Source organism: Pseudomonas sp. FeN3W, assembly GCA_030263805.2.
GTDB lineage: Bacteria > Pseudomonadota > Gammaproteobacteria > Pseudomonadales > Pseudomonadaceae > Stutzerimonas > Stutzerimonas stutzeri_G.
Window position 1 is genome coordinate 4,416,739 of record CP136010.1, and the last position, 15,247, is coordinate 4,431,985.

At 62.5% G+C, this 15,247-nt stretch carries 16 protein-coding genes and 2 pseudogenes; 4 read left to right on the top strand and 14 right to left on the bottom strand.

Translation table 11 applies throughout. The annotated features are described in order from the left end of the window. Positions 1-138 precede the first annotated feature (138 nt). The gene (locus P5704_020775; GenBank protein WOF78417.1) at positions 139-1,059 is read left to right on the top strand and encodes an AraC family transcriptional regulator; all 921 of its coding nucleotides are present in this window, start codon (positions 139-141) and stop codon (positions 1,057-1,059) included. Position 1,060: 1 nt separating this feature from the next. Here the strand turns inward: P5704_020775 and P5704_020780 are convergent, their stop codons facing one another. The 10 genes from P5704_020780 to P5704_020825 form a co-directional block, all read right to left on the bottom strand. After that, the gene (locus P5704_020780) at positions 1,061-1,516 is read right to left on the bottom strand and encodes a carboxymuconolactone decarboxylase family protein (GenBank protein ID WOF78418.1); all 456 of its coding nucleotides are present in this window, start codon (positions 1,514-1,516) and stop codon (positions 1,061-1,063) included. Between the two features lie 10 nt (positions 1,517-1,526). Then, positions 1,527-2,264, bottom strand: coding sequence for an SDR family oxidoreductase (locus P5704_020785; protein WOF78419.1), 738 nt, complete (start codon positions 2,262-2,264; stop codon positions 1,527-1,529). A 119-nt stretch (positions 2,265-2,383) separates the two neighbouring features. After that, positions 2,384-2,854, bottom strand: coding sequence for a nucleoside deaminase (locus P5704_020790; GenBank protein WOF78420.1), 471 nt, complete (start codon positions 2,852-2,854; stop codon positions 2,384-2,386). A 36-nt stretch (positions 2,855-2,890) separates the two neighbouring features. Beyond that, entirely contained in the window at positions 2,891-3,670 is a 780-nt protein-coding gene (locus P5704_020795; protein ID WOF78421.1) for an ABC transporter permease, read from the bottom strand. Beyond that, the gene (locus P5704_020800; GenBank protein WOF78422.1) at positions 3,657-4,460 is read right to left on the bottom strand and encodes an ABC transporter ATP-binding protein; all 804 of its coding nucleotides are present in this window, start codon (positions 4,458-4,460) and stop codon (positions 3,657-3,659) included. Before P5704_020800 ends, P5704_020795 begins: the two co-directional genes overlap by 14 nt. Positions 4,461-4,464: 4 nt before the next feature. Continuing rightward, positions 4,465-5,442, bottom strand: a complete 978-nt coding sequence (locus P5704_020805; protein ID WOF78423.1) for an ABC transporter substrate-binding protein — start codon at positions 5,440-5,442, stop codon at positions 4,465-4,467. Positions 5,443-5,492: 50 nt separating this feature from the next. Further along, positions 5,493-6,242: an alpha/beta fold hydrolase gene (locus P5704_020810; protein WOF78424.1), complete on the bottom strand. Its 750-nt coding sequence runs from the start codon at positions 6,240-6,242 to the stop codon at positions 5,493-5,495. Then, the gene (locus P5704_020815; GenBank protein ID WOF78425.1) at positions 6,235-7,215 is read right to left on the bottom strand and encodes a 2-oxoglutarate and iron-dependent oxygenase domain-containing protein; all 981 of its coding nucleotides are present in this window, start codon (positions 7,213-7,215) and stop codon (positions 6,235-6,237) included. Before P5704_020815 ends, P5704_020810 begins: the two co-directional genes overlap by 8 nt. Before the next feature lie 461 nt (positions 7,216-7,676). Further along, positions 7,677-8,123: a GFA family protein gene (locus P5704_020820; GenBank protein WOF78426.1), complete on the bottom strand. Its 447-nt coding sequence runs from the start codon at positions 8,121-8,123 to the stop codon at positions 7,677-7,679. Between the two features lie 102 nt (positions 8,124-8,225). Next, positions 8,226-8,729 (bottom strand): GNAT family N-acetyltransferase, encoded by a 504-nt coding sequence (locus tag P5704_020825; GenBank protein ID WOF78427.1) that lies wholly within the window; start codon positions 8,727-8,729, stop codon positions 8,226-8,228. Between the two features lie 284 nt (positions 8,730-9,013). On the opposite strand from P5704_020825, the gene P5704_020830 reads away from it, so the two are divergent. Together P5704_020830 and P5704_020835 are read left to right on the top strand one after the other, a co-directional pair. Then, positions 9,014-10,321, top strand: coding sequence for an AarF/ABC1/UbiB kinase family protein (locus P5704_020830; protein ID WOF78428.1), 1,308 nt, complete (start codon positions 9,014-9,016; stop codon positions 10,319-10,321). Between the two features lie 48 nt (positions 10,322-10,369). Continuing rightward, entirely contained in the window at positions 10,370-10,564 is a 195-nt protein-coding gene (locus tag P5704_020835; GenBank protein WOF78429.1) for a hypothetical protein, read from the top strand. Between the two features lie 24 nt (positions 10,565-10,588). On the opposite strand, the pseudogene P5704_020840 reads toward P5704_020835, so the two are convergent. The 4 genes and pseudogenes from P5704_020840 to P5704_020855 all read right to left on the bottom strand — a co-directional run bounded on the left by P5704_020840 (position 10,589) and on the right by P5704_020855 (position 14,482). Next, positions 10,589-11,005 (bottom strand): annotated as a pseudogene (locus P5704_020840) (alpha/beta hydrolase). 188 nt (positions 11,006-11,193) lie between these two features. Further along, positions 11,194-11,586 carry a VOC family protein gene (locus tag P5704_020845; protein WOF78430.1) on the bottom strand — a complete coding sequence of 131 codons (393 nt, stop codon included), beginning with the start codon at positions 11,584-11,586 and terminating at the stop codon, positions 11,194-11,196. A gap of 195 nt (positions 11,587-11,781) precedes the next feature. Further along, a complete protein-coding gene (locus P5704_020850; GenBank protein ID WOF78431.1) occupies positions 11,782-12,309 on the bottom strand; it encodes an OmpA family protein in 528 nt (175 codons plus the stop codon). Between the two features lie 556 nt (positions 12,310-12,865). After that, positions 12,866-14,482, bottom strand: a complete 1,617-nt coding sequence (locus P5704_020855; protein ID WOF78432.1) for a hypothetical protein — start codon at positions 14,480-14,482, stop codon at positions 12,866-12,868. Between the two features lie 187 nt (positions 14,483-14,669). Between P5704_020855 and P5704_020860 the strand changes: the two are divergent. Then, positions 14,670-14,831 (top strand): annotated as a pseudogene (locus tag P5704_020860) (DNA/RNA helicase domain-containing protein). Positions 14,832-15,247: the final 416 nt, after the last annotated feature.

A 15,247-nucleotide genomic window follows, 5' to 3' on the forward strand; every position in this document is an offset into this window, starting at 1 on the left:
CGATGTTAGCCGGTGCATCGCTTTGGTGCTTCACTCGGTAACGCGGTTATGTGGATGCACTGCAATGGGGCGGGACGACCGCGGGCCGGATGGGCTGCTAAGCTAACCGTCCTTTCCGCTCCCACCGGTTTGCCTGCAATGAACCAGATGGACCTGCATTCCACTGAGGAAACGATCGCCCAGCGTGCCGCCCTGGCGCGATTGATCGACGGCCTCATGCGCGACGACGGCATGCATCCCACCGCCATCGACGATCTCTTCCTGATCCGCTGCAGCGCACCGAGCGACCTGGTGCACGGGCTGCACAAGCCGGCGCTGTGCATCATCGTGCAGGGCAGCAAGGAGGTGCGGCTGGGCGATGAGCTGTACACCTACGATGCGCTGCATTACCTGGTGGTATCGGTCACCGTACCGGTGGCCGGCCGCGTGCTGGAGGCCTCGTCCGGCGAGCCGTACCTGTGCATCCGCCTGGATATCGACCCGGCGATGGTCGCCACCCTGGTGGCCGAAAGCACGCCGTTGAGCCAGCCCCTGGAAGGACCGGCGCGCGGGGTATATCTGGATCGCATCGATGCGCCGTTGCTGGATGCCACGCTGCGCCTGGTGCGGCTCTTGGCCAGCCCGCAGGACATCCCGGTGCTGGCGCCGCTGGCGATGCGCGAGATCTTCTACCGCCTGCTCTGCGGTCGGCAGGGGCGGCACCTGCACGAGATCGCGGTGCGCGACAGTCAGGGGCATCGCGTCACCCGCGCCATCGAATGGCTTAACCGCAATTACGTCGAGCCGCTGCGTATCGAGGAGCTGGCGCAGCGGGTCAACCTCAGCAGCTCGACGCTGCATCACCGCTTCAAGGCGATCACCGCGATGAGCCCGCTGCAATACCAGAAGCAGTTGCGCCTGCAGGAGGCACGGCGGCTGCTGATCGCCGAGGGGCTCGACGTTTCCAGCGCCGGCTACCGGGTCGGCTACGAAAGCCCCTCGCAGTTCAGCCGCGAGTACAGCCGCCTGTTCGGCGCCTCGCCGGTGAAGGATTTGGCCCGACTGCGTAGCACTGCTTAACTCAGCGTGCGACGGAGTCCGGCACCTCGCGCAATGCCTGGGCGGCGTCGATGGCGCGGGGAAAGCCGGCGGTCACGGTGGTCAGGTAGACCACCTCCTTCAGCTCCTCGCGAGTGACACCCAGACGCAACGCGTAGCCGGCGTGGACCTTCATGTACTGAAGATTGCCCTGGGCGGCGAAGGCGGCGATCACGGCCAGCTGGCGGGTGCGGTCATCCAGCTCGCTGCGCCCCCAGACATCGCCCAGCGCGTATTCGGTGATGCCCTCGGCGAGAAACGGATAGTCCTCGCGCAGCGCTTCGAGCACGGGTTGCCCGGCGCCGCCGGACAGGTGATCCATCACCTCGACGCCACGTTCGTGGCGCTCGTTGCCGGCAGCTTCCAGCGAGGCGAAGGTCAGTGAGCCGAATACGGCCAGGCAGACTGCCGCCAGGGTGTTGCTGGTACGAAGGCTCATGGCGGCGTCCTCAGTAGGGGCTGGCGGTGGGGCGCACCACCAGTTCGCTGATGTCGACTTCTGCCGGCTGGTCGATGGCATAGGCGATGGCGCGGGCGATGGCGTCGGCCGGAATGGCGATGCGGCGGAAGTCGTCCATGGCCGAGCGGGCGCTGTCATCGGAAATGCTGTCGGCCAGTTCCGATTCGGTGACGCCGGGCGAAATCAGGGTGACGCGAATATCGCCGCCGACCTCATGACGCAGGCCCTCGGAGATGGCGCGCACCGCATACTTGGTGGCGCAGTACACCGCTGCGGTCGGGCTCACCGCGTAGGCACCGATGGAGGCGATGTTGACGAACTGGCCGGCGCGCTGGCGCTGCATCAGCGGCAGGCCGGCGGCGATGCCGTGCAGCACGCCACGGATGTTCACGTCGATCATGCGGTTCCACTCGTCGACCTTCAGCGCGTCCAGCGGCGAAAGCGGCATCACCCCGGCGTTGTTGACGATCACGTCGACGCGGCCGAAACGCTGTTCGGCGAAGTCGACGAAGGCCTGGGTGTCCTCGCGGCTGGTGACGTCCAGCGCGCGACAGGCGGCAACGCCATCGCTTTCGCCGATCTCGGCGACCAGCTTTTCCAGCCGTTCCAGGCGCCGCGCGCCCAGCACGACAGTTGCGCCCTGGGCCGCCAGCAGGCGGGCCGTGGCTTCACCGATGCCGCTGCTGGCGCCGGTGATGAGTACGATTTTGCCGGTGATGTTCGACATGGGGTTGTCCTCCGCAGGATTCGGGCGACGTCGGTGACGCCGTGGTTCGAATGCTGCGATGGAGAACGGTGCCGGGGTTATGGCGATCCTGCCGGGCGCTTGCCTGATTCTGGCGCTGCCTACCAGATGCCTTCGTGCAGGGCGGCAGCCTCGTCCTCCAGCAGCGGGCCGACCACCTCGACCTTGCGCTGGCCGGCTTCGAAGACGATGCGGCACGGCAGGTCCAGCGTCGGGTTTTCCGGATGGTTGCCGGTGAGGTCCTTCAGGCTGCGCTCGGAGAGCCCGTAGACCACGCGCCCCAAGCCGACCCAGTAGGCGGCGCCGGCGCACATGGCGCAGGGCTCGGCGGAGGTGTACATGCTGCAGCGCGAGAGGAACTCCGGCGTGTAGCGGGTTGAGGCGCGGGTCATCAGCACCCGCTCGGCATGGCCGGTCATGTCGTGGTCGGGCATGTAGGCGTTGCCCTGTTCCAGCAGCACCTCACCGTCCGGCCCGACCAGGATGGCGCCGAACGGATGGGTGCCGTTTTCCAGCGCGCGGCGGGCGACGTCGAAGCTTCTGCGCAACAGGGCGATATCGTCGAGAGGCATGGTGTTATCCAGACTGAAATGAATGAGCGGGTGGGCTCAATGCCCACCCTTGGGCAGGCTCCAGGGAAAGAAAACCTTCTGCAGCAAGCCGATCAGGTGGAACAGCACCAGGCTGATCACCACCAGCATCATTAGCGCGGCGAAGGCCTGCGGCACCTGGAACATCGAGGTGGAGAAGTTGATGAAGTAGCCCAGGCCCTTCTCCGCGGCGACGAACTCGGCCACCACCGCGCCGATCACCGCCAGGGTGATGGAGATGCGCAGCGCCGAGAACAGATGCGGGATGGCGTAGGGCAGGCGGATGTTGCGGTATTCGCGGGCCTTGGAGGCGCCCAGCGAGCGCGACAGTTCCACCAGTTCCTCCGGCGTCGCCAGCAGGCCGGTGACGCAGGACACCACAATGGGGAAGAAGGCGATGAGGAAGGTGATGAACACCCGCGGCAGGTCGCCGGCGCCCATCACCACCACGATGATCGGTGCGACCGCGACGATCGGCGTGGACTGCACGATCACCAGCAGCGGATACAGCGTGCGCGACATCACCCGTGAAGAGGCCAGGGCGATGGCCAGCGGGATGCCGATCAGGATCGACAGGCCGTAGCCCATCAGCGTCACTCGCAGGGTGGCGAAGATATGCTCGGCCCAGGCAGCGAGGCCGACCTTCTGCGTTGCCGCGAGAATGGCGCTGGGCGCGGGCAGCACGAAACTCGGCAGCTTGAGCAGGCGGCAGGCCGCTTCCCAGACCAGCAGCAGGGCGAGCAGGGCGAGCCAGGGCGCCAGGCGGTCGGCCTGGGCGCGCAGCTTAATGGTCGGCATGGCGCGAGAAGACCTGGCGGCGGATATGGTTGGCGAGCTCATTGAAACGGGGCTCCGTGAGGGTTTGCATGGACCGCGGGCGCGGCAGGTCGACGTCGATGATTTCCTGCACGCGGCCGGGGCGCGCCGACATCACCAGGATGCGGTCGGCCAGCAGCAGCGCTTCGGGAATCGAATGGGTGATGAACAGCACCGTCTTCGGCCGCTGGGTCCAGATGTTCAGCAGCTCCAGGCTCAGCTCGTCGCGGGTCAGCGCATCGAGCGCCGAGAACGGCTCGTCCATCAGCAGGATTTCCGGATCGTGCAGCAGGGCGCGAGCGATCGCCGCGCGCTGCTGCATGCCGCCGGAGAGTTCGTCCGGGCGCTTGTTGCCGAATTCCTTCAGCCCCACCAGTTCCAGCAGCTCCTCGCCGCGGGTGATTTCCTGGGCGGTGACGCGACCGTACTTGTGGCGCATGGGAAAGGTCAGGTTGTCGCGGATGTTCAGCCAGGGCAGCAGCGTCGGCTTCTGGAAGACGATGCCGATCTCGTCGCGCGGGCCGTCCACCGGGCTGCCGTAGATGCTGACCTGGCCGTGGGTCGGCCGTACCAGCCCGGCGAGGATGCGCAGCAGCGTGGACTTGCCGCAGCCCGAGGGGCCAAGCACGGCGATGAACTCGTGGCGGCCGATATCGAAGCTGGCATTGTCCAGCGCTACCACCTCGCTGCCGTCGGAGGAGGTGAAGACCTGGCTGACCCGGTCGAAACTGATGTTCGGGCGCGGCGTGGCGGGCAGGGCGGCGGCATTCATGGCTTCACTCGCTCAGGCTGGCGTCGATGGCGCTGGCCGGGTCGAGGGCGTCTATCTGCATGCCCTGCGCCTTGGCGACCCATTCCCAGGTGGTGGCCAGACGCTTGGCGTCGAAGCCCGGGCCCTCGGCATCGCTGATCTCGTTCTGCATCAGCGGCACGGATGCAGCGAATTGCTCTTCGGCCTGCTGCTCGTCGACTTCGGCGACCATTTTCTTCAACGCGGCGGCTGCGGCAGCCGGGTCGGCGATGGCATTCTTCTGCGCCTGCCGGTAGGCCTTGACGAACTTCTTCGCGACCTCGGGATTGCTCTGCACGAAGCGCTGCGACGCCACCAGCGACAGGCCGTAGCCCTCGAAGCCGTATTCCGACCAGGGAATGGTCTTCAGCGTCTTGTCCGCTTCGCCGAGGGCACGGACGAAGCCGGGCGCCACGGTCAGCCAGTTGATGGTGGCGTCCACCTTGCCGGTGGCGAGCATCGGCGCCAGCGCGCCGGGGTCGAGCTTGAGCAGCCTGACGCTGGCCGGGTCGATGCCGTTGCGCTCGAGCAGCAGCGGCCAGACCACGTTGGAGGCGGAGAAGGTCGGCGTGGCGACGGTCTTGCCGACGATGTCCTTGAAGCTCTCGATGCCCGAACCCTCGGTGGTGAACAGGGCATCCGGCTGCTTGTTGTAGATCGGCGCGACCGCCACCACCGGCACCTCGCCCTGGGCCTTGGCCTGCAACAGCGAGGCCAGGCCGGCGGAGCCGAAGTCGGCGCTGTTGGTGGCCAGTTTGGTCACCACGTCGCTGCCACCGCGGGCACTGGCGATTTCCACTTCGATGCCTTCTGCGGCGAAGAGGCCCTGTTCGACACCGAGGTAGATCGCTGCCTTGTCGCCGGCCGGCAGCCAGTCGTTGAGCCAGCGCACCTTGTCGGCGGCCAGGGCGGATTGGCTGAACAGCGCGAACAGGGCGCTGGCGAGCAGGGTTTTGTTGAACATGGTGAAGCTCCTTGAAGGTTCGGCGTAATGAGCGCGATGCAATAAACGGGTCAGTGCACGGAATGTGGATGGCGCGTGAAGAAATCCAGCAGGGCGGCGAGCAGCGCGTCGGGCATGGCCAGTTGCGGCGCATGGCCGCAATCGAGCCGTACCTGCTCGGCGCCGGGCACCAGCTGTTGCATGCGCTGCTGCACCCGTGGCAGCACGGAGCGGTCCTGAGTGGCTTCGATATACAGCCGCGGCAGGCGGCCGAAACGCGCGGCTGTCCACTGCGCGGCGATATCGCGGCCGCCGTCGGGCTGCACCGTCAGGCGGCGTGCGGCAGTGATCGCGGCCTGCACTGGTGCATCGTGAAAGAACACCGCGCAGGCAGCATCGCTGGGTACGCGGCTGCCACCGGGGGCGGCTTCGAGATAGGGACCGATGCCGCTGACTTCAGGAAAGTCGCTGGCGAGCTCGGCGCAGAGTTCAGCGAAGCCCATGCCGCTGGGCAGCATCATCCCGGCGACATAGGTGACCCCGGCAATGCGCTCGGCGTAATGCTCGGCCACGGCGGTGGCGGTGATGCCGCCGCCGGAATGCGCGACCAGCTGGATCGGGCCGGGCAGCGTCTCGATCAATGCGCCGATGTGTTCGACGTAGCGCTGCAGCGAGACCTCGGCGAGCGGCGTGGCGTCGCTGCCATTGCCCGGCAGGTCGACCGCGTGGGGCCTGTGGCCGGCGCCGCGCAGGCCGTCCTGCAGCGAGTCCCAGACCCAGCTACCGGCCCAGGCCCCGTGGATGAGGACGATGTCAGCCATAGGTCCTCCGGTACATCTCGCGGTGGTGCTCTTCCACCGTGACCGCGGGGTAGCGCGGCGCCTCGCCGGGCGCGAGGCAGGTCGGCAAACACTCGACCACATGGTCCGGGTTGCCGCTGAAGAAGAACGGCACGCTGTAGCGCTCGCGTCCGGAAATGTTGACCACCCGGTGCAACGTCGAGCGGTACTGATCGTTGGTCCAGCGGGCGATCATGTCGCCGAGGTTGACCACGTAGGTGCCGGGCACGGGCGCCGCGTGAATCCAGCTCTTGCTGTGGCGATCCCAGACCTGCAAGCCGGGGTTGTCGTCCTGCAAAAGCAGCGTCAGCCCGCCGAAATCGGTATGCGCGCCGCAGCCCTTCTCGCCGGGCGCGGCGTTGGCCGGCTGCGGCGGGTAATGCAGCAGGCGTAGGGTGCTCATGGAGTCGCGGCAGAAGCTGGCGAAATGTTCCTCTGGCAGTTGCAGCGACAGCGCGATGGCGCCCATCAGCCGTGCCGCCAGCGCATTCATCGCGTCGCGATAGCGCTCCATGGTCGGGCGAAAGTTCGCAAGCTCGCTCGGCCACTGGTTGGCGCCGTGGTTGAAGCGCCCGGCCAATACCCGCGGGTCGTCCTCGGCCAGCTCCTCGCCGATGTAGAAGCCCTCCTTGAGATCGGCCGGCGCACCGGCTTCCAGCACCTGCCCGCGCAACGGCTCATAGCCGCGATTGGCCTTCGAGAACACCTTGTCCAGCGCACGCTTGCTGGCCTCCGGTTGGGCGAAGAAGTCTTGTGCCTGCTCGAACACCGCCTGCTGCAGCGCCGGGTCGACGCCATGGTTGGCGATGCAGAAGAAGCCGACCTCGCGACAGGCCGCGCCGATGCGTTCGGCCACGGTGCGGCGCTCGGCAAGCTCGGGAGAAAACAGCCCGGCGATGTCGATCAGCGGCAGCGCCGCGGCTTCGAGGTGGCGGGCACAAAGGGCGTCGTTCATATGTCAGTCCTGCTCTGCCGGCGGCGGAATGGCGGCCGGCGAGCGCAGTATCTGGCGGGTCTTGCTGTACGCAGAAGCAGAGAATATCGAGCACGCCGATGCTGTTTCGGCAGCAGCGGTCAATGCCTCATTGCGAGGCGGTGATTGCGTGTTAATGGTGCGTTTCGAGAGGTGGCGAGGCTTCTGGCTTGGAGAGGCAGCACGCTATTGAAAGGACGGGCGAGCGCACCGTATCAGAGCGCTCGGCGATCCATTTCAGGCGTAAATATTTTTCACCGTGCGGCGTGTCGCGGCTTGGGCGTCCACGCTCCAGCTTGGGAACGACCGGTTTTGAGGTTAGGCCTAGGTGGAGCGCGGAGGGTGCTGCGGGTGGGAGAACGAGCGTCATCGGCAAATTACAGAGGCATGGCCAGGCCTAGGTCGATTTGCCCGCGCTGGCTGAACCGATGATCGATATTTTTTCACTGTTGCGCTCCTTCGGGCATATCGCCAGGCGTTTGATCAGGCTGTGTGTGCCGCGAGCAGTCCGTAGGGGGCTCGTGCCACGGCGCTTTGGACGCCAGGTGAATGTGCTTTCGCTTTGCTGAAGTAAAGGCGCTGTCCAGGGTACCCAAAGCGATCGAGATCCAGTCGGAGTACTCGCCATGGTCTTTCGACCAGAACAGCGAAGAACCGCAGCGAGTGCAGAATTGCCGTACTACCGATGCGGATGACGTGAAGAACGTGATGCTCTCTGCACCCGTCAGGATGCGAAGGTCGCTACGCGAAACACTGCCGTAACTGGCGAACGCGGCCCCATGACTTTTCCGGCACTGATTGCAATGGCAATGGCTTACTGCTTTTGGTGGGGTGAGCGTTTCGTATCTCACCGTGCCGCAAAGGCAGCTGCCTTGGAAAGCTTCGGTCAAGTTGTGGCGCTCCGTTCAAGGTAAGCGGTAATTCGATGTAGGGCATTTGGGCAGCCATTCCAATCGCGTCTGCGCATATATCGGTCAGCAGCCGAGCGTGGCTCAGTCAAGCAACGCTGTCTCTTGCCTGAAAATGCGGAAACCTCGCGCCTGATAGTTTGCAAGTGCTGCAGGATGGTCCAGGGTGCAGGTATGTACCCAGGCCCGCCGGGTCTCAGGCCATGCCCAGGCGCTCTCGATTGCATGGCTCAACAGGGGGCCACCGAAGCCTCTGCTCAGAAACTGCGGTGCCAGGCCAAAGTAGCGAATCTCAACGTTGAAGTCGGCAGCCTGATGCAGTTCGTAATAGCCGGCGATGGCGCCTTTGTAATAGGCGACCCACGTTCGATGGCAGGGTTGTTCGACTAACGCCTGCCAGTCCGCGATGCTCCATGTATCCAGATCGCTCCATTCCCATTGCTTTCCCACCAGTTGGTACAGAAAACGGTTGAGTTCCGGCTGAGGCACTTCGCACTCGATGATCTGAAGCTCGGCGGGCAACGGTTTTGGCCGGAGTTCAGTAGCGGACATCATTTCCAGGTAGTAGGTGGTGTACGTGCGGTCCATCTGGAGCCTTCCGTAGATGCAGTAGCTCAGCCTAACATCAGAAGCCGGGACGACAGAAAGGACCGGGGCGGACACGCATCTTGATCAGGCTTTGCCAATTGCCTGCCTTGGCTCCGGCGCCGTTTTCAGGTGGCGAGGCCGACTGCAACGCCATTCCATCGGCCGCTTCGCTTGTTGTCCTCGGACTGCTTTGAACGCCTCCACTACGCAGACTGTAACCATTGCGCCTTGGATCACACGCCGGGCTGGCCCATGATCGGCCTTTGCCTTCGCGGGTCGCCTGCATGTCTCGATTCTCTCGTCCCTCGGCTTCGGCGCTGGGCCGCTTTCTGCAACTGGGTGGCACCGGTGCGCGGATCGCCGGCAACCTGCTGGTGCAGCGCATCACGCCGGGCAAGGCGCGTATCGACTGGGTGCCTGTCGGCGAACTGCTCGGCGACGTGCTTGGACAGATGAAGGGCCCGGTACTGAAGCTCGGTCAGCAGGCCTCGCAATGGCAGGACCTGCTGCCCGAGCCGGTCAGCGCCGCGCTGGCGCGCTTGCAGAACCAGGTGCCGTCGCTGCCATTCGATGCGCTGCAAGCCAACCTGCAGCGCGTCTACGACGGCAGGCTGTACGAACTGTTCGAAGCCATCGAGCCGGAGCCCGCGGCCGCCGCCTCGCTGGGCCAGGTCCATCGCGCCCGGGATCGGCAGGGCAGAGCGCTGATCATGAAGGTCCAGTACCCCGGCATCCGCGCCATCTGCGATGCCGATCTGCGCCAGCTGCGTCGCCTGATGCCGCTGGGCCGCTTGTTCGGCACGCCGTCCGCGCGTCTCGATGCGGTGTATATCGAGCTGCAACGGGCCATCGCCGAGGAACTCGATTACGACGCCGAGCGGGTCAATCTGGAAGCCTTTCGTGAGCACTTCAGCCGCTGGCCGGGCGTCCGCATTCCCTATGCCGCCGCCGAACTCTGCCGGCCCGGCGTGCTGGTGCTGGAAGACCTGCCGGGCCGCTCCATGGCCGAGGTCGAACAGGCTTCACCGGAAGTGCGTCAGCGCCTGGCCGAAACGCTCTGCGCATGGTTGGCCGAGCAGGCGTTCGGCCTGCAACGGCTGCATACCGACCCGCATCCCGGCAACCTCGCCTGGACCGAAGCCGGCGAGCTGGTGGTCTACGATTTCGGCAGCGTGCTGCGCCTGGAACCGCGCCTGCTGGCCGGTTACGTGCAGATTTTCGAGGCGCTGCGTGGCGCTTCCAGTGAAGGGCTGGAGGCGGGTTTCCAGATGCTTGGCGGGCGTCAGCCTGGCAGCATGCCGCCGCATGGGCTGTACCGGCGTATCCACCTGATGCTGCATCCGCTGCTGCAACCCGGCGCGCAGTGGGACTTCCGCGAAGCAGCGCTGCACCAGCAGCTGTCCGAACTCTTCCCCTTGCTGATGTCGGCCCTCGGTAGCCTGCAACCGGCCTCCGGTACGCTGCTGATCAATCGCACCCTGGAAGGCCACTACTGGAACCTCTACCGGCTCGGCGCCTGCCTACCCATCGCCGACCTGCTCGCCGAACATATCGAACGCTGGCGTAGCGAAGCCGACGTCCGTCGACCGTAACCTGGGGATCGTCATGCCGTTGGAATCCTTTCCCGAGGGTTTCGCGGGTTGGCCATCGGCGTATCCGGCGGCGTCGGCGCCACACTGGTCGATGCCTCGCGCAGCGATCCGCGCTGCGCTTCGGTCATCGCCCTGAGTCGTTCGTTCGTGCCGGCGCTCGACCTGACCAGTCCCGCCCGCATTGCACAGGCCGCAGCCAGCGTGGCGGGGCAGGGGCCGTTTCACCTGATCAACAACGCCTAGCCACGTCGGCTCGGGCCTGTCGGGTCACTCGCTCAGGCTGTTCTTGAAGGACGTCAGCTTGTCGAAGGGGACCAGGTCGACGCGATCATAGAGATCGACGTGCCCGGCACCCTCGACCCAAAGCAGCTCCTCCAGCTCGCCCGCCAGGCGATAGGCCGTTTCGCTGAACTCTTTCGAGTGCGCCTCGTCACCAGAGATGAACAGCATCGGGCGTGGCGAGATCGTCTCGATGTCATTGAACGGATAGAAGTTCATGAACTTCACGTTGCTGGTCAGCGTCGGGTGCGTGGTCAGTTCGGACGTTGAGCTGGACGGCGTGAACTCGCCGCGTGGCGTGCGATAGAAGTCATAGAACTCGCGTTGGATCGGGTGGGTGTCGGCGTCCAACTGGTGCACCGTGCCGCTGGTATAGCGGGTCTCTCCACCGGTGAATTCGACGTAGGGGCAGCGGAGCTAACGCCTCTTCTTGCAGACCGGATCAGGCCCGTGTGGTAGTGGCGTCGGGATGGTCGTTAAACCTTGATGGGGTAGGGCTCGCGGAGGGGATCGCGGCCGTCATGCGCCGCAGCAGGCTGCAGCGCATCGACGTTCAACGCCGCACATGGGTTGTGCCACGTTAAGCGGGATGGTTACTGCGCGCGGTAGATGGCGCACAGTTTGTTGCCGTCAGGGTCGCGCACATAGCTGAGGTGCATCGCCCCGAGGCTGGTTTCGCGCAGTCCCGGCGGCTCCTCGCAAGTGCTGCCGCCATGGGCGACGCCTACATCGTGAAACGCCTTGACCTGCTCGGCCGAGCTGCACTTGAAACCAATCGTGCCGCCGTTGCCAACGGTCGCTTCCTCACCGTTGATGGGCTCGGTAACAGCGAACAGGCTGCCGTCATGGCGATAGAACAGGCGCGTGTGCCCCGACGGCGCCACATTGCGCAACGGCTCGCCTGCGCCGAGTACACCGAGCACGGCATCGTAAAACCGCTTCGACCGTTCAATATCGTTCGAACCGACCATTACATGGTTGAGCATGGGGGCCTCGCTAGATGTTGGAGTTGTGCGGGTATCGAGCGAGCACTCTAGCATCGGGATGGACGAGGGCGGTCATACGGTGGATAGAGTGGCGGGCACAGATGCCCCTAAACCGAAGATTAGGGGGCAGCTGTCGGCCAGAAGCGGCCATCCAGAGTCTACGAAATCTAGGCCGATTCATAGCTTATTGCTGACTTATGTTTCTTTATGGGAAACCTTAACCAGAGCTCCGCACTCGTACTCGCCAGCTCTTTCTAAGGATCGGCTTTCACCGTAGGAAATTATTGTTATGTCTGTTTGCTCAGGAACCAAGGCGTGCTCAATTATGAAGTCTTTTGCTGCCCTTGCCTTTCGCTCGCCTATTCGTTGATTGTATGCATTTCCACCTTTTTGATGTGTGAAACCTTGAATCTCTATGCTGTCCGCATAAAAAATATCGGACTCTCTCCAGAAATGTTTATACGAGTCAATAATGAATGAATCTTTTGAAACTGGAGCTGAACTATCGGGAAAGAATAAAATACACCCTTTTTTTGCAAGGGCTTCTACGCTTTCTTGAAACGTCTGAGGTCTCGGTATAATCAAATCATATATAGCTTTGGCCCCAGCTATTGCCGCTGTGATAGACGTAATCACAAGTGTTATGGCGACCAATATGGCGAAAAACTTGTTGTTTTCAATCTTCTTTTTGTATCTTGACACAAGAGTTTCATAGCTACTCATGGCGTGATCCGCTCTGTTTTAAGCATAACATTTAATCTAATAGGCCTGCGCTAGTTGACCCGGCAGTCCCCGTTTTTAGCGTTCGCTAGAAGTAGAGATTAGTCCATTAGGGCCAACTTCTGTTTGGGAGGTAATGCTTCCCAGTCTTGCCCTTTTTCCACCTGATCTTGCCGAGAGGTACGAAATTGCCGGTCAGCTGAGGGCCGATGATGTTCTTCGGCTTGTACTCACTGTCTTGCTTGATCCGGTCTCCCACACTCAAAATCGATTTTGAAAGACACCTGGTCAGCTAACGGCTTGCTCGCGCGCTCCGCTTGCTAGTCCATACCAGAGAGTCGCAGCGGTGCGGCCTCGCTCGATGGCTCGCCTTGCTACGGTGTTCTAGCTGTAACGGGTTGCGCTCGCGGAGGTGCGCTGGCGATCTAGGGCCAGCGAGACCCCGGCACAGCAAGAGACGAGCGGACGTCGACCTGCACCATGCCTCCATTGCACCTTAGTGCGAACCACAGAGAGGAAGTGAAAAATAGACAATCGCTCTGTCGACGATTCGAGTCTCTCACTTCCACGGCTGAACTCTCAGTCGAAGGCTTCCCTTGATACCTGGTCTTCCATCTTGATTGAACGGCAGCAGGATGTCGCGACAGCTGTGCTCGTTGTCAAACAACAGCTTCTGCTTGATACGTTTGGCTTTCAGCACTGCCCAAGCCAAATCAATTTGCCACTCTCCACCGTCGTGCTCAGGAGGGGTTAGATGGACGATCGCCTCATCACGAAACAGGTCGGCGCCTTCGAAGTGTTCATTGCGCCAGAAACGGCCACCAACTACATAGTCGGGTACCTTGGCCGCAACACTCATCTTGTAAGTGAGACACGGCGATTCATCAACCTTTGCCCATTTCGATAGGAACACGCTGGAAAGATAAATGCTTTTTCGACTCGAACCGTCACTGGTGAGTTCTTGGTGGGATCGGCAGGCCGGGGAATCCTCCACGGACTGCCTGCGTGTCAAAAACCAGCGCTTACCCTTCGGAGTTGCGAGAAACTCGAACTGGTACCCAGCCTCAAGTGTCTCCCCTTTCACTATCGCTTGCTCAACCCCCACCGGGAGCGAGACCTTTTCAATTTCCAGGTGGATATCAACACGCACGTCGCCAAAAAGAAATCGGACCAGGTTCTGATAGCTTTCCTCGGAGTTTACGATCCCGTAGTAACCGGAATGGGAGCGAAAAGCATACGCCGTGGCTACTTCCTGATGACTGTTCTCGATTAAGTTGCCACTGGCGTCAGTGTTGATCCCCCAGAGCGAAGCATTATCAATGCGCACAAGGCCGTCGCTACCATTGCCAACGAATGCACGAACGGCACCATGCAAAGGCTCATAATCACCACGGTTTGTACCGACCATGCAGAAGATGCGCTCCGGTGGGAGGGCTGAACGGGGGATCAGGTCAACACGGTTGTCAAATTGAGCGGTAACTTTCGTTAGATTCAGGTACTCCGCCATTTTCTTGCGATTGAATGTGTCAACTTCCTCGGCGGTCAGCCAGCTAGGGACGTTAAACCTCCCCCCTACATCTATGCCGTTATGTGGCGTTGCAATAGTAAATAGCTTGTCCACGGTGGCACGCGCATTGCTGTATTCGCCAGCGCCTTGCAAAAAGGCTCGTGCAACCAGGCCTCCCATAGAGTGGGCGACCAGATAGCAACGGAAGTTCTCCTCTGGCATTACCGCTTTGCCTTTTTCCTGGTACTCGGCTACCCGTTGCCTTACCTTCAAGATCAACTCGTTGAGCCGGCGAGCGTACTCGGTGATATGACGCGCCTTACCGTCACCGAAGAAGTCAGATCCGTCGTCGTAGTACCTCAGGATTACAATCGAGGCGGGCGCTATACCAGGGATGGGCTTGCCCTCTTCGTCGCGCGCGGGCTCCCAGCAAGGGTCCATGATGTCGTAACCGTCCTGGTACACATGCTGATACTGGAACTCGCTCATCAACCGAACCACTGGTGACTCGAATACAAGCTTCTGAGTCGGTCTATCTTTGCGGTCCAAGGCCCTGTACACCGTCGATCCAACGTTGAATCCACAGAACGGATCGGCGGCGGTTTCGTTGCGCTCGCCTGTGGTCATTGCGTAACCGCGGATGTAGATAATCGGGTATCGAAGCGCCATGTCACTCTCCCTGTCTGCATGAACCCAGCTGGACACCGCACTTCCTCAGCAAGCACTGCTAGTCAGTGAAGGTCGAAATAACCGCGTGTCAAGTCCGCCAGGCAACGGCCATGAGACACGACCACTAACACGCACAGATGCATGGTTACGTCTGCTCCAACCGTCCTTCTCGCAGGACTTTCGGAAGTACGTTGCCTGGCTCGATCATGTCCTTGATATCAGGCCGACGGCCAACGAGCGGCTCGACGCGAGCGAGTATGACTTTCGGGTGTTCGATACGCATGACGCGCTGCATGAGGCGATCGAAGCGCGAAACGGGGAGAACAAGGCACGGGTGGTGGCCGGCTACACACCAGAAGTTGGTCAAGCCACCACTGGCGACCGGCCGCTCTTGGCCGATTCTGTTGAAAAGTCGATTTGCGGCAGCCAGCCCATCAGGTGTGCCTGCTGTTGAAGTGGCTGCAAACCACTTCACGTTGCCTTCTGGCGCTTTGCTGAGCGTCCGCGCTCAGGATTGAGGGTTTCTGCTCGTCGTAGGTGCACCTATCCCGTGAGCGGTGGCCCTTGAGGCAAACGCTTGGCCATGCGTCGCAGGTTTTGCACAGTCGCGGCCAAGGTGAATGCGTCAGTCGCCCCTGTCAGGCCACGCAGTCGTAAACGGTGGCAAGAAATCCGCCCCCTTTTGCACTACCGCCTCGGCGCTTGCCTGCCCATCGCCGTTCTGCTCGCCGAACGCTGGCGCAGCGAAGCCGGCGTTTGCCGCTC